This window comes from Quadrisphaera setariae (genome assembly GCF_008041935.1).
Classification (GTDB): Bacteria; Actinomycetota; Actinomycetes; order Actinomycetales; family Quadrisphaeraceae; genus Quadrisphaera; species Quadrisphaera setariae.
On the sequence record NZ_VKAC01000003.1, the window covers coordinates 290,319 to 311,958 of the forward strand.

20 protein-coding genes are annotated in these 21,640 nt (G+C 75.5%); 12 read left to right on the forward strand and 8 right to left on the reverse strand.

Features of this window, described 5'->3' with window-relative positions:
• Positions 1-51: 51 nt before the first annotated feature.
• The gene (locus FMM08_RS06645) at positions 52-1,902 is read right to left on the reverse strand and encodes an amidase family protein (protein WP_222710486.1); all 1,851 of its coding nucleotides are present in this window, start codon (positions 1,900-1,902) and stop codon (positions 52-54) included.
• A 248-nt stretch (positions 1,903-2,150) separates the two neighbouring features.
• On the opposite strand from FMM08_RS06645, the gene lepA reads away from it, so the two are divergent.
• Positions 2,151-4,055, forward strand: coding sequence for a translation elongation factor 4 (gene lepA, locus FMM08_RS06650; RefSeq protein WP_369431672.1), 1,905 nt, complete (start codon positions 2,151-2,153; stop codon positions 4,053-4,055).
• Between the two features lie 4 nt (positions 4,056-4,059).
• On the opposite strand, the gene FMM08_RS22915 is transcribed toward lepA, so the two are convergent.
• Together FMM08_RS22915 and FMM08_RS06655 are read right to left on the reverse strand one after the other, a co-directional pair.
• A complete protein-coding gene (locus FMM08_RS22915) occupies positions 4,060-4,230 on the reverse strand; it encodes a hypothetical protein (protein WP_187279594.1) in 171 nt (56 codons plus the stop codon).
• Positions 4,182-4,592: a hypothetical protein gene (locus tag FMM08_RS06655; protein ID WP_147925556.1), complete on the reverse strand. Its 411-nt coding sequence runs from the start codon at positions 4,590-4,592 to the stop codon at positions 4,182-4,184. Before FMM08_RS06655 ends, FMM08_RS22915 begins: the two co-directional genes overlap by 49 nt.
• Before the next feature lie 82 nt (positions 4,593-4,674).
• Here FMM08_RS06655 and FMM08_RS06660 point away from each other — a divergent pair, with 82 nt between their 5' ends.
• Positions 4,675-5,322, forward strand: coding sequence for an MOSC domain-containing protein (locus FMM08_RS06660; RefSeq protein WP_147925557.1), 648 nt, complete (start codon positions 4,675-4,677; stop codon positions 5,320-5,322).
• Positions 5,323-5,331: 9 nt separating this feature from the next.
• On the opposite strand, the gene FMM08_RS06665 is transcribed toward FMM08_RS06660, so the two are convergent.
• Positions 5,332-5,889, reverse strand: coding sequence for a GNAT family N-acetyltransferase (locus tag FMM08_RS06665; RefSeq protein ID WP_187279595.1), 558 nt, complete (start codon positions 5,887-5,889; stop codon positions 5,332-5,334).
• A 69-nt stretch (positions 5,890-5,958) separates the two neighbouring features.
• On the opposite strand from FMM08_RS06665, the gene hemW reads away from it, so the two are divergent.
• Positions 5,959-7,278 (forward strand): radical SAM family heme chaperone HemW, encoded by a 1,320-nt coding sequence (hemW, locus tag FMM08_RS06670; RefSeq protein WP_147925559.1) that lies wholly within the window; start codon positions 5,959-5,961, stop codon positions 7,276-7,278.
• On the opposite strand, the gene FMM08_RS06675 is transcribed toward hemW, so the two are convergent.
• Both FMM08_RS06675 and FMM08_RS06680 read right to left on the reverse strand, forming a co-directional pair.
• On the reverse strand, positions 7,256-7,915 hold the full coding sequence (locus tag FMM08_RS06675) for a DUF4870 domain-containing protein (RefSeq protein ID WP_147925560.1): 660 nt from the start codon (positions 7,913-7,915) through the stop codon (positions 7,256-7,258). The two genes, hemW and FMM08_RS06675, sit on opposite strands and share 23 nt — an antisense overlap.
• Before the next feature lie 123 nt (positions 7,916-8,038).
• The gene (locus tag FMM08_RS06680; RefSeq protein ID WP_369431681.1) at positions 8,039-8,932 is read right to left on the reverse strand and encodes a DUF3097 family protein; all 894 of its coding nucleotides are present in this window, start codon (positions 8,930-8,932) and stop codon (positions 8,039-8,041) included.
• Between the two features lie 250 nt (positions 8,933-9,182).
• Between FMM08_RS06680 and hrcA the strand changes: the two genes are divergently transcribed.
• A complete protein-coding gene (gene hrcA / locus FMM08_RS06685) occupies positions 9,183-10,223 on the forward strand; it encodes a heat-inducible transcriptional repressor HrcA (RefSeq protein ID WP_147925562.1) in 1,041 nt (346 codons plus the stop codon).
• Positions 10,224-10,276: 53 nt separating this feature from the next.
• The gene (dnaJ, locus tag FMM08_RS06690) at positions 10,277-11,413 is read left to right on the forward strand and encodes a molecular chaperone DnaJ (protein WP_147925563.1); all 1,137 of its coding nucleotides are present in this window, start codon (positions 10,277-10,279) and stop codon (positions 11,411-11,413) included.
• A gap of 7 nt (positions 11,414-11,420) precedes the next feature.
• Here the strand turns inward: dnaJ and FMM08_RS06695 are convergent, their stop codons facing one another.
• A complete protein-coding gene (locus tag FMM08_RS06695; RefSeq protein WP_147925564.1) occupies positions 11,421-12,023 on the reverse strand; it encodes a Gmad2 immunoglobulin-like domain-containing protein in 603 nt (200 codons plus the stop codon).
• A 98-nt stretch (positions 12,024-12,121) separates the two neighbouring features.
• Here FMM08_RS06695 and FMM08_RS06700 point away from each other — a divergent pair, with 98 nt between their 5' ends.
• Entirely contained in the window at positions 12,122-12,469 is a 348-nt protein-coding gene (locus tag FMM08_RS06700; RefSeq protein WP_147925565.1) for an HIT domain-containing protein, read from the forward strand.
• A 3-nt stretch (positions 12,470-12,472) separates the two neighbouring features.
• Here the strand turns inward: FMM08_RS06700 and FMM08_RS06705 are convergent, their stop codons facing one another.
• A complete protein-coding gene (locus FMM08_RS06705) occupies positions 12,473-14,368 on the reverse strand; it encodes a glycoside hydrolase family 15 protein (protein WP_222710487.1) in 1,896 nt (631 codons plus the stop codon).
• A gap of 281 nt (positions 14,369-14,649) precedes the next feature.
• On the opposite strand from FMM08_RS06705, the gene FMM08_RS06710 reads away from it, so the two are divergent.
• The 6 genes from FMM08_RS06710 to leuA all read left to right on the forward strand — a co-directional run bounded on the left by FMM08_RS06710 (position 14,650) and on the right by leuA (position 21,570).
• On the forward strand, positions 14,650-15,732 hold the full coding sequence (locus tag FMM08_RS06710; protein WP_147925566.1) for a PhoH family protein: 1,083 nt from the start codon (positions 14,650-14,652) through the stop codon (positions 15,730-15,732).
• Complete coding sequence (gene ybeY, locus FMM08_RS06715) at positions 15,729-16,220, forward strand: rRNA maturation RNase YbeY (protein ID WP_147925567.1); 492 nt, start codon at positions 15,729-15,731, stop codon at positions 16,218-16,220. Before FMM08_RS06710 ends, ybeY begins: the two co-directional genes overlap by 4 nt.
• 27 nt (positions 16,221-16,247) lie before the next feature.
• Entirely contained in the window at positions 16,248-17,732 is a 1,485-nt protein-coding gene (locus tag FMM08_RS06720; protein WP_187279596.1) for a hemolysin family protein, read from the forward strand.
• On the forward strand, positions 17,722-18,690 hold the full coding sequence (gene era / locus FMM08_RS06725) for a GTPase Era (protein ID WP_147925568.1): 969 nt from the start codon (positions 17,722-17,724) through the stop codon (positions 18,688-18,690). The genes FMM08_RS06720 and era overlap by 11 nt, the downstream gene beginning before the upstream one ends.
• A 134-nt stretch (positions 18,691-18,824) precedes the next feature.
• Positions 18,825-19,577 carry a hypothetical protein gene (locus tag FMM08_RS06730; protein WP_147925569.1) on the forward strand — a complete coding sequence of 251 codons (753 nt, stop codon included), beginning with the start codon at positions 18,825-18,827 and terminating at the stop codon, positions 19,575-19,577.
• 229 nt (positions 19,578-19,806) lie between these two features.
• Entirely contained in the window at positions 19,807-21,570 is a 1,764-nt protein-coding gene (leuA, locus tag FMM08_RS06735) for a 2-isopropylmalate synthase (RefSeq protein WP_147925570.1), read from the forward strand.
• Positions 21,571-21,640 lie beyond the last annotated feature (70 nt).

Consider the following 21,640-nt stretch of genomic DNA (forward strand, 5'->3'; position numbering starts at 1 on the left):
GGTCGTCGTCCTCCCCGGTGCGCCGGGGAGGACGACGACGTCGGGTGCCGGTCAGCCGGCGGTCGGGAGCAGGCGCGGGGCCCTGCGGGCGTCGACGGCGGCCTCGAAGGCCGCCGCGTAGCCGAGCACGTCCACGTCGTCCCACCGGGCGCCGGTGAAGGTCACCCCCACCGGCAGCACGTCGCCGGGGCCGGCGAAGCCCGCCGGCACGGTGACCGCCGGGTACCCCGCGACCGCGGCCGGGGTGGAGCTGGCGTAGACGAACGCCGGCGGCTCGCCGTCGGTGTTCTGGTAGCTGATGAGGTCCGGCGGCGTTCCCGTCAGCGAGACGACGGCCGCGAGGTCGTCGTCGCCGCCGGGCCCCTGCGCGAGCACGGTGTCGATCGAGGCGCGCGCCAGCCGCCGCGCGTCCGCGCGGGCCGCAGCGACCTGCGGGGAGTCCGCGCTCGGCCCGGAGGCGGCGGTGGTGAAGGTCTCCTGGCCGAACAGGGCCAGCTCCACCGGGTCGGCGGCGTTGAAGGCGATCAGGTCGTCGAGGGTCTTCGGCAGCGGCGCGCCGGCGGCCCCGGCGCCGAGCCCGCCCAGGTGGGCGTCGACGTCGCGCTCGAACTCCGGTCCCAGGGCCAGGCCCTCCCCGGCCCCGACCGCGTCCTGGTCGGGCAGCTGCACCGGCACGAGCGTCGCCCCGGCCGCCTGCATCGCGGTCACCGCGGAGGCGTAGACGGCCTCGGTGCGGTCGTCGACGGCGGCGGACTGCTCCGGCGTGAGCGTCCAGTAGCCGAGGCGGGCCCCGGACAGCGACGGGCCGTTGCCCTCCGCCACGCGACCGAAGGACGTGTCGACGCCGTCCGGGCGCTCCAGCGTGGCCGGGTCCGCAGCGTCGGTGCCGTCGAGGACCTCCATGGCCAGCGCCGCGTCGACGGCGTGCCGGGCCAGCGGGCCGGCGGTGTCCTGCTCGAGCGACAGCGGCACCACACCGGTGCGGCTGACCACGCCCAGCGTCGGCTTCACGCCGACCACGCCGTTGGTGGCCGCCGGGCACACGATCGACCCGTCCGTCTCGGTGCCGATGGCGAGCTGCGCCAGCGAGGCGGCCACGCTGGCGCCCGAGCCGGAGGACGAGCCGCACGGGTCCCGGTCGAGGGCGTACGGGTTGCGCGTCTGCCCGCCGACGCCGCTCCAGCCGCTGGTGGCGCTGGTGGAGCGGAAGTTCGCCCACTCCGACAGGTTCGCCTTGCCGATGACCACCGCGCCGGCCGCGCGCAGCTGCGCGGTGAGGAAGGCGTCGGGCGCGAGGTTGCCCAGCAGCGCACGAGAGCCCGCCGTCGTCGGCAGCCCGGCGGAGCCGATGTTGTCCTTGAGCAGCACCGGCACCCCCTCGAGCGGGCTGCGGGCGCCGTGCGCGGCGCGGTGGGCGTCGCTGGCGCGCGCCTGCTCCAGCGCCGTCGGGTCGAGTGCGAGGACGGCACCGACCTGGGGGTCGACGTCGCGGATGCGCTGCAGGTACGCGGCCGTCAGGCCCTCGGCGGTGAGGTCGCCGGCCTCGACGCGCTCCTGCACCTCGGGGACCGTCAGCGGGTCGAGGTCGAGCTGGGGCACCTGCAGCCCCGCGGCCTGCGCGGCGGCGAGCAGCTCGCCGGCGCGCGCAGGGGCGGCCGTGCCGGTCTTCGCCGGGTCGGAGGCCGTGGGGCCGCCGACCGCGCCCGCGCCGGCGGCTGCGGGCGGGCCCGCGGCCTCGACGTCTGCGGCCGGGGGCGCGGTCGGGTCGAGGCCGGCGGCGGAGGCGGACAGCGCACCCGCCGGGAGGACCAGGGCGGCGACCAGGGCCGACGCGGCGGCGCGCTGGCCCCGACCGCCAGGGCGCGCGGCTCGGCGGGCGGCTCGACGGACGGGACGGGGCACGGGGACCTCCCGGAGTGCTGGGCGCCGGCTCGTCGACGGACTGACCGGCTGGGCCTTCGAGTGGTTCGTCACCGTACGGGTGGTTCGTCCCGCTGTCTCCTGGGTGTGCGGTGCTGGCAGCGGTGGACCCGTGGGAGTGACGAGGTCGTCACCGGGATGGGGCCACCGCTGCCAGCACCCGGGACCGGGCTCCGGTCGCCACCGCCGTCGGCGCCGATGGCGGGTCCGCTGCATGGGAGCATGGGCCAGTGCCAGCGTCCCCCACGTCGTCGTCCGCCGGGCTGGCGGGCATCCAGCCCGCGTCCACGGCGCCGGAGCGCCTCCGCAACTTCTGCATCATCGCCCACATCGACCACGGCAAGTCGACCCTGGCCGACCGCATGCTGCAGATCACCGGCATCGTCGACGCGCGCGCCATGCGCGCCCAGTACCTCGACCGCATGGACATCGAGCGCGAGCGCGGCATCACCATCAAGAGCCAGGCCGTCCGCATGCCGTGGACGCCCCAGACGAGCACAGCACCGGGGCGGGTCGGCCAGGCGTACGCGCTCAACATGATCGACACGCCGGGGCACGTCGACTTCACCTACGAGGTCTCGCGGTCCCTGGCGGCCTGCGAGGGCGCCGTGCTGCTGGTCGACGCCGCCCAGGGCATCGAGGCCCAGACGCTGGCCAACCTGTACCTGGCGATGGAGAACGACCTCGCCATCGTCCCCGTGCTCAACAAGATCGACCTCCCGGCGGCGCAGCCCGAGCGCTACGCCGAGGAGCTCGCCGGCCTGGTGGGCGGTGACCCGGCCGACGTCCTGCGGGTCTCCGGCAAGACGGGCGTGGGCGTGGAGGCGCTGCTCGACAGGATCGTCGACGTCGTCCCCGCCCCCGTGGGTGACCCGGACGCCCCGGCGCGAGCCATGATCTTCGACTCCGTCTACGACACCTACCGCGGCGTGGTCACCTACGTGCGCGTGGTCGACGGTGTGCTGCGTCCCCGCGAGCGCATCGCCATGATGTCGACCCGCGCGCAGCACGACCTGCTGGAGATCGGCGTCTCCAGCCCGGAGCCGACCCCGTCCGAGGGCCTGGGCGTGGGTGAGGTGGGCTACCTCATCACCGGCGTGAAGGACGTGCGGCAGAGCCGCGTCGGCGACACGGTGACGTCGGCGTCCAAGCCGGCGAGCGAGCCGGTCGGCGCCTACGAGGACCCCAAGCCCATGGTCTTCTCGGGCCTGTTCCCCATCGACGGGTCCGACTACCCGCTGCTGCGCGACGCCCTCGACAAGCTGAAGCTCAACGACGCCGCCCTGGCCTACGAGCCGGAGACGTCGGTGGCGCTGGGGTTCGGGTTCCGCTGCGGCTTCCTGGGGCTGCTGCACCTGGAGATCACCCGCGACCGCCTGGAGCGCGAGTTCGGGCTGGACCTCATCTCCACCGCGCCGTCGGTGGTTTACGAGGTCACCCTCGACGACGGCCGCGAGGTCACCGTCACCAACCCCAGCGAGTACCCCTCGGGCAAGGTCTCCGAGGTCCGCGAGCCCGTGGTCAAGGCCACCGTGCTCACCCCGGCCGACTACATCGGCACCGTCATGGAGCTGTGCCAGCAGCGCCGCGGCGAGCTGCAGGGCATGGACTACCTCTCCGAGGACCGGGTGGAGATGCGCTACCGCCTGCCCATGGCGGAGATCGTCTTCGACTTCTTCGACGCGCTGAAGTCGCGCACCCGCGGGTACGCGAGCTTCGACTACGACGTCGACGGGGACCAGGCCGCCGACCTCGTCAAGGTCGACATCCTCCTGCAGGGCGAGCAGGTCGACGCGTTCAGCGCCATCGTCCACAAGGACAAGGCCTACGCGTACGGCGTGATGATGGCGAGCAAGCTGCGCGAGCTCATCCCGCGCCAGCAGTTCGAGGTGCCGGTGCAGGCCGCGATCGGCGCGCGCGTCATCGCCCGCGAGACCGTCCGGGCCATCCGCAAGGACGTCCTCGCCAAGTGCTACGGCGGTGACATCACCCGCAAGCGCAAGCTGCTGGAGAAGCAGAAGGAGGGCAAGAAGCGCATGAAGATGGTCGGTCGCGTGGAGGTCCCCCAGGAGGCGTTCATCGCCGCGCTCTCCACCGACGCGCCCACCGGCAAGGACGCCGCCGCCAAGAAGTGAGCCGTCAGCCGCAGCGGGCCGTCATCGCCCGCTGCGGCCCGGCGTCGCCGCCCAGGTAGCGGCCGACGTCGGCGAACCCGGCCTTCGCGTACGCCCGCAGGCCGGCGGGGTTGCGCTCGTTGACCGTCAGGACGACGACGCGCGCGGCCGGCGCGACGGCCGGTGCCAGCGCCACGGCCTCGCGGGCCGCGGCCGTCCCGGCCCCCGGCCCTGGTGCTGCTCCCCGATGACGAACGAGCGCAGCAGCACCGCGGTGGCCGGGTCCCCGCCCGCGGCGGTGAGCAGCTGCGCCAGCTCGGCGTCCTGGTCGGGTGCTGCCGCACCGGCGTGGAGGACCCCGGCGCCGACCACGCGCTCGTCCTCGATCTCACCGCTGAGGACGACGAACGGCGTGCGGGCGGGGTCTGCGAGCGCCAGGGGGAAGGACTCCGCCGGCGGCTTCGCGAACCGCGCCTGCTCGTCGCCGATGCGCAGGTGCTGCGCCTCGGCGAGCAGCGCGTCGTCGTCAGGTCCCACCACCACGAGCCTCACCGCCACAGCACCCATCCTGCCGTCGCGGAGGCCCCCCTCCCGCACGATCATGCACCTGAGCGCCACCTCCGGGGCATGATCGGGCGCCGTGGGAACCCTGATCGCCGTCTGCCGCGTGCACCAGCTGCTGCCCGACGCCGGGACCGTCGGCGTCACCGCCATCGACAAGCGGCCCGTCGACGGGCCGGTCAGGGTGCGGGCGCTGGGCGCCTACGGCGACGTCCAGGCCGACCGGTACGACCACGGCGGCCGCGACAAGGCGCTCTACGCCTACGCGCAGGAGGCCGCCGACCGCTGGGCCGCCGAGCTGGAGCGCGAGGTGCCGCCCGGGCTCTTCGGGGAGAACCTGCGCACGTCCGGGGTCGACGTCGACGGCGCGGAGGTCGGTGAGCGCTGGCGCATCGGCACCGGAGACGACGCCCTCGAGGTGGAGGTGACGATGCCCCGCACGCCGTGCGCCACCTTCGCCCGCCGGATGGGCGAGGAGCGGTGGGTGAGGCGCTTCGCCCGTTCCGGCGCTCCCGGGGCGTACCTGCGGGTGCTGCGCGCGGGGACGGTCGCCGCCGGTGACCCCGTGGAGGTGCTCTCGCGGCCGGGCCACGGGGTGGGCGTGGGCCGTTGGCTGGCGCAGACCGACCCCGCTGACGCGCGGACCCTCCTGGCGTGCGCCGCCGACGGCGGCCTCGACCTCGCCCCCGACGTGCGCGAGGTGGTGGAGGTGGTCGCCCGCCGCTGACGCGGCTCGTCAGCGGGGCTGCAGCGCCGCCACCATGACCACCTGCGGGTCTGCGGCCTGCGCCATCCACCGCGCGCCGCTGTCGGCGAAGCCCGCCCGGGCGTACGCGGTGCGCGCGGCGGTGTTGGACTCGTGCACGCACAGCACGAGCAGCTGCGCCTCCGGCTCCAGCGCGTGCGCCAGCGCCCGCGCCTGCCGCGCGGCCGCCGTCCCGTAGCCGCGGCCCTGGTGGGGGCGCCCCACGTAGAAGGCGCGCAGCAGCAGCCCGCGGGCCGGGTCGTCGAGGAGGTGCTCGAGCTGGCCGTGCCGGTCGAGGGTGCCGAAGCCGACCACGCGCTCCCCAGCGCCGGGACCGGGCAGCTGCGCCATCACCGCGAACGGGAGACGCAGCGGGTCGGCGCTCGCGGGCGGGTACGTCATGGAGGCTGGAAGGCAGTACCGGTCTTGCCCGGGCCCCGGCCTGAGCGCCAGCACGGACGCGAGGAGGCGCGGGTCGGTGGCCTCCGACAGCGCCTCCAGCCTCACCGCAGGCAGCGGCCGGGGCGCGCTCGCAGCTCCTCCACCCACGTCCCCCATCCCAGCACTGCCCGCCGTCAGGCGCGGCAGGGGTGGGATCGGGTGCGACGATGGACGGCGATGAGCCCCGCCCTGCCCGACGGCGACCCCGCCCCCGCCGACGGGCTCCTCCCGCCGACCGCGGCGGTCAGCGCCGCAGCCCGCGACCTCGGCGTCTACCTGCACGTGCCGTTCTGCCGCGTGCGCTGCGGCTACTGCGACTTCAACACCTACACCGCCTCCGAGCTCGGTCCGCCCGAGCTGCCCGGCGCCTCCCAGGCCGGCTACGCCGGCGCCCTCGTGGAGGAGGTGGCGCTCGCGGCACGGGTGCTCGACGCCTCGGGCCTGCCGCGCCGCGAGGTCTCCACGGTCTTCGTCGGCGGCGGCACGCCCACGCTGCTGCCCGCCGCCGACCTGGCCCGCGGTCTCGACGCCGTGCGTGAGCACCTGGGCCTGGCCGCGGGTGCGGAGGTGACCACCGAGGCCAACCCCGACTCGGTGACCCCCGCCTCGCTCGCCGAGCTCGCGGAGGCCGGGTACACGCGCGTCAGCTTCGGCATGCAGTCGGCGGTGCCGCACGTCCTCGCCGTCCTCGAGCGCACCCACGACCCCGCCCGCGTGCCGCAGGCCGTCCGCTGGGCCCGCGAGGCGGGCCTGGCCGTCAGCCTCGACCTCATCTACGGCGCGCCGGGGGAGTCGCTGGACGACTGGCGCACCAGCCTGGACGCCGCGCTCGCCTGCGAGCCCGACCACCTCTCCGCCTACGCCCTCGTGGTGGAGGACGGCACCGCCATGGCCGCCCGCGTGCGCCGCGGCGAGCTGCCCGCGCCCGACCCCGACGACGAGGCCGCCCAGTACGAGCTCGCCGACGCCGTCCTGCGCGAGGCCGGCTACGGCTGGTACGAGGTGAGCAACTGGGCGCGCACCCCCGCCGACGCCTGCCGCCACAACGTCGCCTACTGGCGCGGCCAGGACTGGTGGGGCGCAGGCCCCGGTGCGCACAGCCACGTCGGCGGAGTCCGTTGGTGGAACGCCAAGCACCCCGCCGCGTGGGCCCGCCGCCTGGCCGCCGGCACCAGCCCCGCGGTGGGCCGGGAGGTCCTCGACGACGACGCCCGCGCGGTCGAGGCCGTGCTCCTCGGCGTCCGCCTGGCCGAGGGGCTGCCGACCGCGCTCGTGCCGCCCGCCGGGCTCGCGCAGGTGCCGCGCCTCGTGGCCGACGGCCTGCTGGAACCCCCGGCGACCGGCGCAGCACGCGACGGCGCCCCCGACACCGACCAGCCGCGGCTGCGGCTGACGCTGCGGGGGCGCCTGCTGGCCGACGCCGTCGTCCGCGCCCTCCTCGGCTGGGATGGGCAGGACGACGACGCCACCGGCGTCACTTCACGAGCCGCCAGTTGACCGGGTAGCGGTAGTCGACGCCCTGGTTGGCCTTCACCGCCGCGATGATCACGAACACGAGCGCCGCGACCCCGACCGGCAGGTACAGCAGCAGGCCCAGGCCGAACGTGACCACGGAGACGACCCCGAGCGCCAGGAACACGACGTTCACGAGGATCTGGAAGTCCAGCGCCTCGGCGGCCTGGCTGCGGACGAAGTGGCCGCGGTCCTTCAGCACCAGGTAGATCACCAGAGGGCCCACGAAGGTCAGCCCGATGATCGAGCTGACGATCGACGACACGTGCGCCAGGCACGCCCACAGGCGCTGGTCCTGCGGGCTGATCTCCGCCGGGAGGGCGTAGCCCTGCTGCGGGTGGCCCTGCTGCTGGTACCCGGACTGCGGGTGGCCCTGCTGCGGGCCGGGCGCGGAGTACCCCTGCTGCCCCGGGTGCGCGTACCCCTGCTGCGGGGGCGGCGGCTGCTGGCCGTAGGGCGGGGCCTGCTGGCCGTAGGACGGGGCGGACGCTCCCGGCGCCGTCGCGGTGCCGGGCTCGGTGGGCTGCTCGCCGTAGCCGCTGCCGTACTGCCCGTGCTGCGGCGGTGGCACCTCTCCGGGCTGGTCAGGCTGGTCGGACGGCCGGCCGTGCTGCTCGGGCACTTCTCCTCCTCAGGGCCCGGGGCTGTCCGCGGACCCGCCCCCAGCGTCTCGGAAACGCGGGCGCGGCACCAGCGCCACACGCCCGGACGGCGGCCCTCGTCGTCGTCCTGCTCGGTCGAGGCGTCAGCGGTCGAGCTGGTCCCCGGTGACGAAGTCGATGAGCTCCTCCACCCGCCCGGACAGCGTCGGCTCGAGGTCGGCGATGGTCCGCACGCTGGCCAGCACCCGCTGCCAGCCGCGGGCGAGGTCGGCGGGGGTCTCGCGCGGCCAGCCGAGGGCCTCGAGCACGCCCTCCTTCCAGGGGCGCCCGCGCGGCACCACGGGCCAGGCGTCCAGGCCGAGGCGCGCCGGGCGCACGGCCTGCCACACGTCGACGTAGGGGTGGCCCACCACGAGCACGTGCTGGGCGGCGCCCGGCGCCGCCCTCAGCGCGTCCGCCACGAGCCGGGTCTCCTTGGAGCCGGTCACGAGGTGGTCGACGAGCACCCCGACGCGCCGCCCCGGACCGGGCTGGAAGTCCGCCACCGCCGCCGCGAGGTGGTCCACGCCCTGCAGGCCCTCCACGACGACGCCCTCGACGCGCAGGTCGTCCCCCCAGACCTTCTCCACCAGCTCGGCGTCGTGCTTGCCCTCCACCCAGATCCGCGACCCGCGGGCCACGCGGGCCCGAGCCCCTTCCACGGCGAAGGACCCGCTGGCGGTGCGGCCCGGGCGCAGCGGGGCCGCCCCCGAGGCCGTCCGGGCGGCGGCGGGGGGAGCGACCGGTGGCACGAGCCTCACGGGCTGGCCCTCCTCGAGGAACCCGGCGCCGAGGGGGAAGGAGCGCGTGCGGCCCTTCCAGTCCTCCAGCACCACCACGTGCACGCCGCCGGCCTTCTCGACGCGCACCACGGCGCCGCTCCAGCCGGTCTCGACGTCCTCCACCACGAGGCCGGGGGACGCGGGGACCTCGCGGCTGGCGGCGCGGGCGCGGCGGCGGCCGGTGGTGGGGTCGGTGACGGTGTCGCCGCGGCGCAGCGGCTCCCGAGCGCCCCACCCCCCGTACAGCGCTGAGGACGACGACGCGGGCGGCGCCGAGCGAGGTGCGGACGCGGGCCGGCGCGGGGGTGTCGGGGGAGTCGGCACCCGATCGACGCTACCTGCGCCTCCGGCCGGACGGCGTAGGATTGGCACTCCGCGCCGCTGAGTGCCAGAGCCCGTGCCGGGCCCGCCGCACCGGAGGCGCCGCAGCACCGACAGGACCGTCGACAGCAGGGAGGGACGCACCGTGACCGAGCCCCGGCGCCTCGCCGTCCTGCGGGCCATCGTCGAGGACTACGTCGCCACGCAGGAGCCGGTCGGCTCCAAGGCGCTGGTCGAGCGGCACGCCCTCGGGGTCTCCCCGGCCACCATCCGCAACGACATGGCGGCGCTGGAGGAGGAGGGGCTCATCGCCCAGCCCCACACCAGCGCCGGGCGCGTCCCCACCGACAAGGGCTACCGCGCGTTCGTCGACGGCCTGCCCGCCGTGCGCCCGCTGTCACCGGCGGAGAAGCGCGCCATCGACAGGCTGCTCGGCGGGGGCGGCCAGCCGGTCGACCTCGACGACGTGCTCGAGCGCACGGTCCGCGCGCTCGCGCAGCTGACGCACCAGGTGGCCGTCATCCAGTACCCGTCCCTGGCGCGGGCCCGGGTGCGGCACGTGGAGCTGGTGCAGCTGGCGCCGCGGCGCCTCGTGCTCGTCCTCATCACCGACAGCGGCCGCGTGGAGCAGCGCTCCGTGGAGGTGGCACCCGAGGCCCCCGAGGTGGCCGCTGACCTCGTGACCGAGCTGCGCGGCAGGCTCAACGCAGCCACCGCCAGCCGTCGCGCCGACGAGGCCGTGGCCGCCCTCGACGCCCTCGTCGCCAGCACCCGTCCCGAGGACGCCGCGGCCGCCGCCGCGGTGGCCGGTGCGCTGCGGTCGGCGCTGGACGCCACCCGCGAGGAGCGGATGGTGCTGGCCGGCACCGCCAACCTCGTGCGCGGCGCGGGCGGCTTCTCCGCCTCCGTCGCGCCGGTGCTGGAGGCCATCGAGGAGCAGGTGGTGGTGCTGCGCCTGCTCGCCGAGATGGCCGACGACCCCGCCAGCGGCGTCTCGGTGCGCATCGGCCGCGAGATCGTGCACAGCGGCCTGTCCGACGCCGCCGTGGTCGCCTCCGGCTACGGCTCGGGCGGCGAGGTGGTCGCCCGCCTGGGCATCCTGGGTCCCACGCGCATGGACTACCCCACCTCGATCGCCGCGGTGCGCGCCGTCGCCCGCTACCTCAGCAGGGTGCTGGCGCGGTGAGCCGCCCCGGCTCGTCCGCCGACCCCTCCCGACTCCTCAGGAGCATCTGACCCGTGCCGACCGACCACTACACCGCCCTCGGGGTCCCGCGCGACGCGAGCACCGAGGACGTCAAGAAGGCCTACCGCAAGCTCGCCCGCCAGCTGCACCCGGACGTCAACCCCGACGCCGGCGAGCGCTTCAAGGAGGTCTCGGCCGCCTACGAGGTGCTGAGCAACCCCGACAAGCGCCGCGTCTACGACGCGACCGGCAGCTCCGGCGGTCCCGGCGGCTTCGGGGGCGGCGGCTTCCCCGGCGGTGCGCAGGCCTTCGACCTAGGCGACCTGTTCGGCACCTTCTTCGGCGGCGGGGGCGGTGCCGCCCGCGGCCCGGTGCCCCGCGCGCAGCCGGGCCAGGACGCGCTGATCCGCCTCGAGGTCGACCTCGCGGAGGCGGTCTTCGGCGCCGAGCGCGAGATCACCGTGGACACCGCCGTCGTCTGCCCGACCTGCGGCGGGAACTGCGCCGCGCCGGGCACGCAGGTCCGCACCTGCGACGTCTGCCACGGCCAGGGGCAGGTGCAGCGCGCCGCCCGGTCGCTGCTGGGCCAGGTGCTCACCACCTCCCCGTGCCCCGCCTGCGGCGGCTACGGCACCACCATCCCCGACCCCTGCAACGAGTGCGCCGGTGACGGCCGCGTGCGCCGCCGCCGGACGCTGACCATCCGCGTGCCCGCGGGTGTCGACACCGGCACCCGCATCCAGCTGTCCGGCCAGGGCGAGGTCGGCCCCGGTGGTGGCCCCGCGGGTGACCTGTACGTCGAGGTGGTCCAGCGCCAGCACGACCTGTTCACCCGCCGCGGAGAGGACCTGCACGCCACGCTGCCCGTGCCGATGACCGCCGCGGCGCTGGGCACGGTGCTGGAGATGGAGACCCTCGACGGCATGCGCGAGGTCGAGGTGCGCCCGGGCACCCAGCCCGCCGAGGTGGTCGTGCTGCGGGGCCTGGGCGCGGCGCGCCTGCGCTCCGGTGGCCGCGGGGACCTGCACGTCCACATCGACGTGCAGGTGCCCAGGGGCCTGGACGACGAGCAGGCCGACCTGCTGCGCCAGCTGGCGCGGCTGCGCGGCGAGGAGCGCCCGGAGGGGCGCCTGTCGCCGGCCTCCGGCGGGGTGTTCTCCCGCCTCAAGCGCGGCTTCTCCGGCCGCTAGGCCGGCGTCAGCCGACGGTGAAGGTGACCTTGGCGGCGCCGGTGGGGACGGTGCCCTCACCGGCGGACTCGTCGGGCACCCAGACCTCGGCGGTGCACGGCGTGCAGGTGCCCTCCTGCACGGTCTGCGGGATGGAGAAGTCGCCGACCTGGCCGTTGGCGCCGGCGTCGGTGTAGCCGTCGGACAGCACCGCGCCGTCGGCCTGCGTGATCCTGTAGAGCAGCGTGCCCTCGGGCGCCGAGCCCTGGCCGACGATCCCCATCGGGCCGGCGGGGAGCCGCTCGCCCTCGGTGGGGGCGGTGATCACCACCGACGCCGACCTGCCGGTCCCGGTGGCCGCCGGCCCCGCGGCGGTGGCCGCGGACGCGCTCGCCGTGGTCGTGGCGCTGGAGGACGACGACGGCGGAGCGCTCGTGCCGGACGCGCCCGCGCTGCTGGTGCCGCCGCCGACCGGCTCCGTCTCGGGGGAGGCCTGCCCTCCGCACCCGGCCAGCAGGAGCGCGAGGGCGGCGGCGGGGACGGCCGTGCGGACCGCGAGGCGGGCGGTGCGACGGGCGGTCGTACCCGCGGTGGTGCGGCGCGCGTGCTGGGTCCGGGTCTGGGCTGGCATGCCCCGTTCCTACCGCTGCGAGCGGTCCGCGGGGGGTGGAACGCGCCGACCGCGTCGGCCGGGTGACCCGATCGTCACCCGCTGGGTACGGTCGGCGCGTGGCCCAGGACCCCGACTGCATCTTCTGCCGCATCGCCTCCGGCGACGTGCCCGCAGACGTGGTGGCGCGCACCGACCGCGTCGTCGCCTTCCGCGACCTCGACCCGCAGGCCCCGCTGCACGTGCTGGTGGTGCCCGTGGACCACCACCGCGACGTGCCGGCCCTCGCCGCCGCCGACCCCGAGGCCCTCGCCGAGCTGACCGGCACCGCCGCGCGCGTGGCCGCCGAGCTGGGCGACGGGCAGTTCCGCTTCGTCTTCAACACCGGCGCGGGCGTGGGGCAGAGCGTCTTCCACGTGCACGGGCACGTGCTCGGCGGGCGGCCGATGGGCTGGCCGCCCGGCTGAGGCTCAGCGCCCCGCGTGCTCGTGCACCGTGACGGCGGCGTTGACGAGCGCCAGGTGGCTCAGGGCCTGGGGCAGGTTGCCCAGCCAGTCGCCCGTGGCCGGGTCGACCATCTCAGCCAGCACCCCGACGTCGTTGAGCACCGGGGTCGGGCCGTCCACCAGCTGCTCCATCAGCGCGCGGGCCTCCTCGCCGCGGCCGCACAGCTGCAGCGCCGAGACCATCCAGAACGAGCACGCGACGAACGAGCCCTCCTCGGCCGCCGCGCCCGTGTACCGGTACAGGTGCGGCCCGTGCCCCAGCTCGCGGCGCAGCGCGTCCAGCGTGGAGCTCATGCGCTCCCCGCGGTCGAAGCCGCTGACCGCGTGCAGCAGCACCGAGGCGTCGAGGCGGTCGGTGCCGGGGTACCAGGTGTAGGCGCCCACCTCAGGTGACCAGCAGTGCTCGGCCACCCACTCTCGCACCAGCTCGGCCTCCGACCGCCAGCGCGAGGGGTCGCCGGGCACCTGGCCGAGCTCGGCGAGGTGGACGGCGTGGGTCAGGGCCTGCCAGCAGCCCATCTTGCTGCTCGTGTAGTGGCGGGCGGTGTGCAGCTCCCACATCCCGGCGTCGGGCTGGCGCCACCGGTCGCAGGCGACGTCGGCCGTGGAGGCGAGCAGCCGGCCGGTCTCGGCGTCCAGCGCCCCGCCACCGTCCACGTACAGGCGCAGGATGCTGAACAGGTCGCCGTAGACCCCCAGCTGCAGCTGCGAGGAGGCGGCGTTGCCGCGCACCACCGGTCCCGCGCCGCGCCACCCGGGCGCCTGCATCTGCTGCACCTCGCCGCGGGGGACCTCGCCCGAGAGCGCGTAGAAGACGTCGGGGGCGGTGCCGCGCTCGCGGATGGTGCGCAGGAGCCAGCTCACGGCGGCGTGCGGCTCCTCGCGCAGCCCGAAGCGCATCATCGCCTCGAGGGCGTAGGTGGAGTCGCGCACCCACGCGAACCGGTAGTCCCAGCACTTGCCGCCCGCCGGGTCCTCGGGCAGCGACGTGGTGGCCGCGGCGGCCATCGCCCCGCTGGGCGCGTGCAGCAGCAGCTTGAGCACCATGACGCTGCGGCGCACCGCGGCCTCCCACGGCCCGTCCCAGGAGACGGTCCGGGAGTAGGCGCGCCAGTTGTCCGCCGTCCTGTCGATGCCGGCGTCCACGGCCCGCCCCGAGGGCATCCACAGCGGCTCGGCGGCGGTGGCGACCAGCCCGAGCACCGACCGCGAGCCGGCGGTGACCTCGAGGTCCACGCGGACCTCGCGCTCGGCGTCGGTGCGGTGCAGCCGCGTGGGCCCCTGCACGTCCTCGCCGGGCTCGAGCACCTCGGCCACCACGGCCATGGTCAGCCCGTCCACGCGCAGGAGCGCCCCCGCGGAGGACCCCTGGACCCACGGGCCGGCCGTCCCCAGGCAGGTGCCGGGGCGCACGACGGCCCTCATCGGCACGCGCCCCTCGAGCCCCTCCACCCGGCGGCCCAGCTCCGCCCACGGCAGCCGGCCCGCGACGCCCGTGCTGAGCGCGTCGGTCACGCGGACCCGGCCGCTGGCCGTGGTGTACGTCGAGGCGAGCACGTTGGTGTGCGGCACGTGCTCGCGGGAGGCCGTGAAGGGCTCCACCGGGCGCAGCTCCACGCACCCGCCGTCCGCCGGGTCGAGCAGGGCCGCGAAGGCGGGGGTGTCGTCCAGGTCCGGCAGGGGCAGCCAGTCGACCTGGCCGTCGCGCGCCACCAGCGCCACGGTCCGGCCGTCGCCCACGGCCGCGTAGGTGCGCAGGTCGGCCCAGCCGTGCTCGTCCCGCTCCAGGACCGGGGCGGGGTCGGGCGCGCCGCCGCCGGACCACAGCACGGGAGGGACGCCCCGGTGGGACCCGGGCACGGGGGACCGCCGCGCCTCGTCGGCGCGCAGCCGCTCGGACGAGGCGCCGCCGGGGTGGTGGGGGGCTGCGCCGGACGGGGACGACGCGCGGGTGCTGTCAGTGGTGTCGATGCCCTCGACGCTAGGTGGGTCGCGCCCGACGCGCCTCGCGGAACGCGCCCGCGGGGCAGCCGGCTCGGGCCGGCTGACCGTGCTCGACGGCTGACCGGCGCTACCCTTGACCTCGATCGGCCCCGGTCAGGGGCCCGGCCCGCAGGAGACCGGGGCGTCCAGCCCCTCCCATGCCCGACTCCACCCCGCCCGCCGGCCCCGCGTCCGCTCCGGGCGCGCGCCCCGCAGGCAGCCAGCCCGCCGTCGTCCACACCATCGTGGTGCCCCCCGAGGTCTCCATGGTGGCCCTGCTCGGCACCCGTGACGAGCTCGTCCGCGCCGTCGAGCGGGCCTTCCCGCGCGCCGACGTGCACGTGCGCGGCAACGAGGTCACCGTCACCGGCAACCCCGCCGACGTCGCCCTCGTCGAGCGCCTGCTCGACGAGATGACCGCCGTCGTGCGCACCGGCCAGCAGCTCACCGTCGACGCCGTCGAGCGCTCCCTGGGCATGCTGCGCGCCCAGACCGCCGAGCGCCCCGCCGACGTGCTGACCATGAACATCCTGTCCGGGCGCGGGCGCTCCATCCGGCCCAAGACGCTCGGCCAGAAGCGCTACGTCGACGCGATCGACAGCCACACGATCGTCTTCGGCATCGGCCCCGCGGGCACCGGCAAGACCTACCTGGCCATGGCCAAGGCGGTGCAGGCGCTGCAGGCCAAGCAGGTCAGCCGGATCATCCTGACCCGCCCCGCCGTGGAGGCGGGGGAGCGGCTCGGCTTCCTGCCGGGCTCGCTCACGGACAAGATCGACCCGTACCTGCGCCCCCTGTACGACGCGCTGCACGACATGCTCGACCCCGACTCGATCCCCAGGCTCATGGCCGCCGGGACCATCGAGGTCGCACCGCTGGCCTTCATGCGCGGCCGGTCGCTGAACGACTCCTTCGTCGTCCTCGACGAGGCGCAGAACACCAGCCCCGAGCAGATGAAGATGTTCCTCACCCGCCTCGGCTTCGACTCCAAGATGGTCATCACCGGTGACTCCACCCAGGTCGACCTGCCGGCGGGGACCCAGTCCGGCCTGCGCGTGGTCGAGTCCATCCTGTCGGGCATCGAGGACATCCACTTCTCCCGCCTGACCAGCCTCGACGTGGTCCGCCACCGGCTGGTCGGAGAGATCGTCGACGCGTACGGCCGCTGGGACGAGGCGCACCAGCAGCCCGGCTCCGCGGCGCGCGCCCAGCAGGGCCGCCGCGGCGGGGGTCCCCGATGAGCGTCGAGGTGGTCGACGAGTCCGGCTTCACCGACCCCGCCGGCACCGGTGGTCCCGGCGTCGCCGTCGACGAGGTCTCGGAGCTGGCGCGCTTCGTGCTGGCCGAGATGCACGTGCACCCCGCCGCCGACCTGTCGGTGATCCTGGTCGACACCACGGCGATGACGGCCCTGCACGAGCAGTGGATGGACGAGCCCGGCCCCACCGACGTCCTCAGCTTCCCCATGGACGAGCTGCGTCCCGGCAGCGAGGACGAGCCCAGCCCGCCCGGGCTCCTCGGCGACGTGGTGGTCTGCCCCGAGGTCGCCGCTCGGCAGGCGCGCGAGTCCGGCCACTCCACCGCCGAGGAGGTGCTGCTGCTCGTCACCCACGGCTGCCTGCACCTGCTCGGCTTCGACCACGCCGAGCCCGACGAGGAGCGCGAGATGTTCGCGCTGCAGCGCCGGCTGCTGCTGACCTTCCTGTCGCGCCGGCCCCAGCCCTCGTGACCCGCCCGTGACCCGCGTGGGTCGGTCGTGACCCCGGTCCCGGACGCCTCGCTGCCGTGGCTCGCGGCCGCCGCGGTGCTCGGGCTCGTCGTGGCCGGCTACCTCGCGGCCGCCGAGGCGGCGCTGTCGCGCCTGACGCGCGCGGAGGCGCAGCGCCTGGCGGCCGACGGGCGCCGCGGCGCGCCCGCGGTGGTGGCCCTCGTGGCCGACCCGGTGCCCGCCCTGTCGGTGGCCACCCTCGTGCGGGTCACCTTCGAGGCGCTGGCCACCGTGTGCGCAGCGCTCGCCTCCGCCGCGCTGTTCTCGCAGTGGTGGGCGGGCCTGGTCACCGCCGTCGTCATGGGCGGGGTGGTCTTCACCCTCCTCGGCGTGAGCCCGCGCACCGTCGGCCGGCAGGACCCGGAGGGGATGGCGCTGCGCTCGGCGGGGCAGCTGCGCGCGCTCACCACGGCGCTCGGCCCGCTCTCCCGCGGTCTCGTGGCCCTGGCCAACGCCGTCACCCCCGGGCGCGGCTACCGCGACGGCCCGTTCTCCACCGAGGGCGAGCTGCGCGAGCTGGTCGACCGGGCGAGCGAGTCGGCGATCATCGAGGCCGGCGAGCGCGAGATGATCCACTCCGTCTTCGAGCTGGGTGACACCATCGTCCGCGAGGTCATGAGCCCCCGCACCGACATGGTGACCATCGGCGAGGACACCGGCCCCGGGGAGGCGCTCGACCTCTTCCTGGCCTCCGGGCACTCACGGCTGCCGGTGGTGGGCTCCACCGTGGACGACGTGGTGGGCGTGCTCCACCTCAAGGACGTCGTCAGGGTGCTGCACGACCGGCCCGTCCGGCGCCGCGGCGCCACCACCCGGGCCCGCGACCTGGCCCGGCGGCCGGTGTTCGTCCCGGAGACCAAGCAGGTCGACGCGCTGCTGCGGGAGATGCAGGGCGCCTCCCTGCACCTGGCGCTGGTCATCGACGAGTACGGCGGGGTCGCCGGGCTGGTGACCCTGGAGGACCTCCTGGAGGAGATCGTCGGGGAGATCACCGACGAGACCGACACCGAGACCCCCGACGTCGTGCCCCTGGAGGACGGCGGCTTCCGCGTCAGCGCCCGGCTGCACGTGGAGGACCTCGGGGACCTGTTCGGCCTCGAGATCGACGAGGACGAGGTCGACTCCACCGGTGGCCTGCTCGCCAAGGCCCTCGGCACCGTCCCCGCCGAGGGCGACGAGGCCGAGGTGGCCGGCCTGGTGCTGCTCGCCGACGAGGTGGACGGGCACCGCATCACCACCGTGGTCGTCCACCGCGCCGAGGAGCCCGAGACGGGCGAGGACGACGACGAGGACGAGCGCGCCCGCGAGCAGCAGGAGAAGGCCGAGCGCAAGCGGGAGAAGCGCGAGCGCAAGGAGCGCGAGCGCGAAGAGCGCAGGCAGCAGGACGACGAGCGCAAGCAGCAGGACGAGGAGCGCGAGCGCGCCCTCGAGCAGCAGCAGCAGGAGCAGGAGCTGGTCCACGGTGAGCACTGACAGCAGCGAGGTCGCGCCCGGCACGGGCGGCGCAGGCGACGGGCACCGCTCGGGCTTCGCCTGCCTGGTGGGACGGCCCAACGCCGGAAAGTCCACCCTGACCAACGCCCTCGTGGGCGAGAAGGTGGCCATCACCTCGTCGCGGCCGCAGACCACGCGCCACACGGTCCGCGGGATCGTGCACCGGCCCGACGCGCAGCTGGTGCTGGTGGACACCCCCGGACTGCACCGCCCGCGCACCCTGCTGGGGCAGCGCCTCAACGACCTCGTCCTCGGGACGCTGGCGGAGGTGGACGTCATCGCCTTCTGCCTCCCCGCCGACGAGCGGACCGGTCCCGGTGACCGCTGGATCGCCGCGCAGCTCGCGCAGGTGCGTCGCACGCCCGTCGTCGCCGTCGTCACCAAGACCGACAAGGTCGACCGGGGGCGTCTCGCGGAGAGGCTGCTCGAGGTGACGGCGCTCGGTGAGGAGGAGGGCCACCGGCCGTTCGCCGACGTCGTGCCGGTCTCGGCCACCGGTGACTTCCAGGTGGACGCCGTGACGCGCGTGCTGAGCTCCCACCTGCCTCCCGGGCCGCCGCTGTACCCCGACGGCGAGCTGACGGACGAGCCGGAGGCCGTCATGGTGGGCGAGCTGGTCCGCGAGGCGGCGCTGGAGGGCGTGCGCGACGAGCTGCCGCACAGCCTCGCGGTGGTGGTGGACGAGATGACCCCGCGCCTCGGTGAGGACGGGCAGCCCACGGGTCTGCTCAAGGTGCACGTGCTGCTCTACGTGGAGCGCGACAGCCAGAAGGGCATCGTCATCGGTCGGGGCGGGGCCCGCCTCAAGGAGGTCGGCACCACCGCGCGCCAGAACATCGAGGCGCTGCTGGGCACCCGGGTGCACCTGGACCTGCGGGTCAAGGTGGCCAAGGACTGGCAGCGCGACCCCCGCCAGCTGGCGCGCCTGGGCTTCTGAGGCTCCGGGCGGGGCTGTGACGGGACCGTCACGGCGAGGTGCGGGACTGCCACAGCCGTGACGCCCGGCGGGCGCTCCTCCGGCGTCAACTGGTGGTGTCCGCAGGAAACCATCGCAGTCCCGGAGGTCCTCCCGTGCGCTCCACCCCCGTCCTCGTCGTCGCGGCCGCCCTCGTCGCCGCCACTGTCGCCGGTGGCCCGGCCCTGGCCGCTGTCGCCGCCCCCGTCCCCGCCGCCGCGAGCACCGCGGTCAGCGCTGCGGCGCGCTCGACGACCCCGGTCCGCTTCGCCCCGGGCGCCACCGCCGCCGCGGTGCGGGGCCACCTGGCCGCCGGCAGCTCGCGCACCTACGCCCTCGACCTGCGCGCCGAGCAGGTGCTGGAGGTCTCCTTCCAGCGGGGGTCGACCACGCAGGCGTTCACGCTCGTGGCACCGGACGGCACGCCGCTGCACACCGACCACGGGCAGGACCAGAGCGGCGGCACCTTCGTCGTCCCGGTCACCGGCACCTACCTGCTGGCGGTCCGCTCGGGCGCCGGCGCCGGCGCCGGCGCCGCCTACGCCCTGCACCTGACCGTCCCGCAGCAGCTGCGCTTCGCACCCGGTGCCACCTCCACGAGCGTGCGCGGCCAGCTGCCCGCCGGGGACGACCACCCGTACAGCTTCGCCGCGCGGGCCGGGCAGCGCGCCACCGTCTCCTCCAGAGCCTCCCGCCCTGACGCGGTGTGGTTCCTCGTGGGGCCCGACGGCAGCCCGCTGCACACCGACCACACCAGCGCCCAGCAGGGCAGCACCACCGTCCAGCTGCCCGTCAGCGGCACCTACCGGCTGGACGTGCGCTCCGGTGCGGCGACCAGCTACGAGCTGGCCCTGTCCGTCCCGCGCTGACACCAGCGCCAGGGGGGGCGCCAGCGGTCGCGGACGGGTCGACGCGCGGGTGGCTGGCCCGGCGGGGCGGCCGGGGGGTAGGTTGGCCGCGATGTTCGCGGTGAGCCTCCTCCTCGGCTGCCGCGACGAGGTCTCGCAGCCCTAGGTCGGCTCCCTCGTCGCGGAGTCCCGTCCTGCCGGCCGCCCCCACGGGGCTGCTCGCCGCAGCCCGGACCCAGGAGAGCCAGTCATGCGCAGCACCCAGAAGCCGTCCCCGATGGCCGCCCACCGCTACCCGCCGTTCGCCTTCGGCGTCGACCTGCCCGACCGCACGTGGCCGGGCCGCCGCATCGAGACCGCCCCCCGCTGGTGCGCGGTCGACCTGCGCGACGGCAACCAGGCCCTCATCGACCCCATGGGCCACGACCGCAAGCTGCGGATGTGGGACCTGCTGGTCTCGATCGGCTACAAGGAGATCGAGGTCGGGTTCCCCTCGGCCTCCCAGACCGACTTCGACTTCGTGCGGTTCCTCATCGAGACCGGCCGCATCCCCGACGACGTCACCATCCAGGTGCTGACCCAGGCGCGCGAGCACCTCATCGAGCGCACCTACGAGGCCATCCGCGGCGCGAAGACCGCGATCGTGCACCTGTACAACTCCACCTCGGCGCTGCAGCGCGACGTCGTCTTCGGCATGGACCGCGACGGCATCGTCGACCTGGCGCTGCAGGGCGCTCGGCTGTGCAAGAAGTTCGAGGAGGGCGTGGCCGACCAGACCGAGGTCTTCTACGAGTACTCCCCGGAGAGCTACACCGGCACCGAGCTCGACTTCGCCGCGCGCATCTGCAACGAGGTGATCGAGGTCTTCGACCCCACCCCCGAGCGCAAGATGATCATCAACCTGCCCTCGACGGTGGAGATGAGCACGCCGGACCTGTACGCCGACTCCATCGAGTGGATGACCCGCAACATCCGCCGCCGCGACGAGGTGCTCATCTCGGTGCACCCCCACAACGACCGCGGCACGGCCGTCGCCGCAGCGGAGCTGGGCCTCAAGGCCGGCGCCGACCGCGTCGAGGGCTGCCTGTTCGGCAACGGCGAGCGCACCGGCAACGTCGACCTGGTCACCCTGGCGCTGAACCTCGTGGTGCAGGGCGTCGACCCGCAGGTCGACCTGCGCGACGTCGACGCCGTGCGCCGCGCCGCAGAGCACTGCAACCAGATCGCCGTCCACGAGCGCCACCCCTACGCGGGCGACCTCGTCTACACCGCCTTCTCCGGCTCCCACCAGGACGCCATCAAGAAGGGCTTCGACAAGATGGGCGAGCGCTCGGCGGCTGCTGGTGCCGCCGTCGAGGACGCCGAGTGGGCCGTGCCGTACCTGCCGATCGACCCGCGCGACGTGGGCCGCTCCTACGAGGCCGTGATCCGGGTCAACAGCCAGTCCGGCAAGGGCGGCGTCGCCTACCTCATGCGCACCGAGCACTCCCTGGACCTGCCGCGCCGCCTGCAGGTGGAGTTCTCCCAGGTGGTGCAGGCCCGCACCGACTCCCAGGGCGGCGAGGTGACCGCCGCTCAGCTGTGGGAGGTGTTCGCCGACGAGTACCTGCCGTCGGCCGACTACGCGGAGGACGGCGCCGCGACCGAGGCCTGGGGCCGCTTCGCGCTGCGCGGTCTGCGCACCAACTCCTCCGCCACCCGCGACGGTGGCGCCGGGGGCGTCGACAGCATCGAGGTCGACCTCCTGGTCGACGGCGAGCAGCGCACCGCGAGCGGCGCCGGCAACGGCCCCATCTCGGCGTTCGTCGCGGCCCTGGCCTCCCAGGGCACCGCGGTGGCCGTGCGCGACTACTCCGAGCACGCGCTCGGTGCCGGCGGCGACGCCACCGCCGCCGCCTACGTCGAGTGCGAGGTGGGCGGCCGCGTCCTGTGGGGCGTGGGGATCGACGCCAACACCACCGTCGCGTCGCTGAAGGCGGTCGTCTCCGCGGTGAACCGCGCCGCTCGGGGCTGACACGCTGCTGACCGGTTGACCGGCTGACCGCCAGGTGGGCGCCGGGGCTCAAGCCCCGGCGCCCACCTGC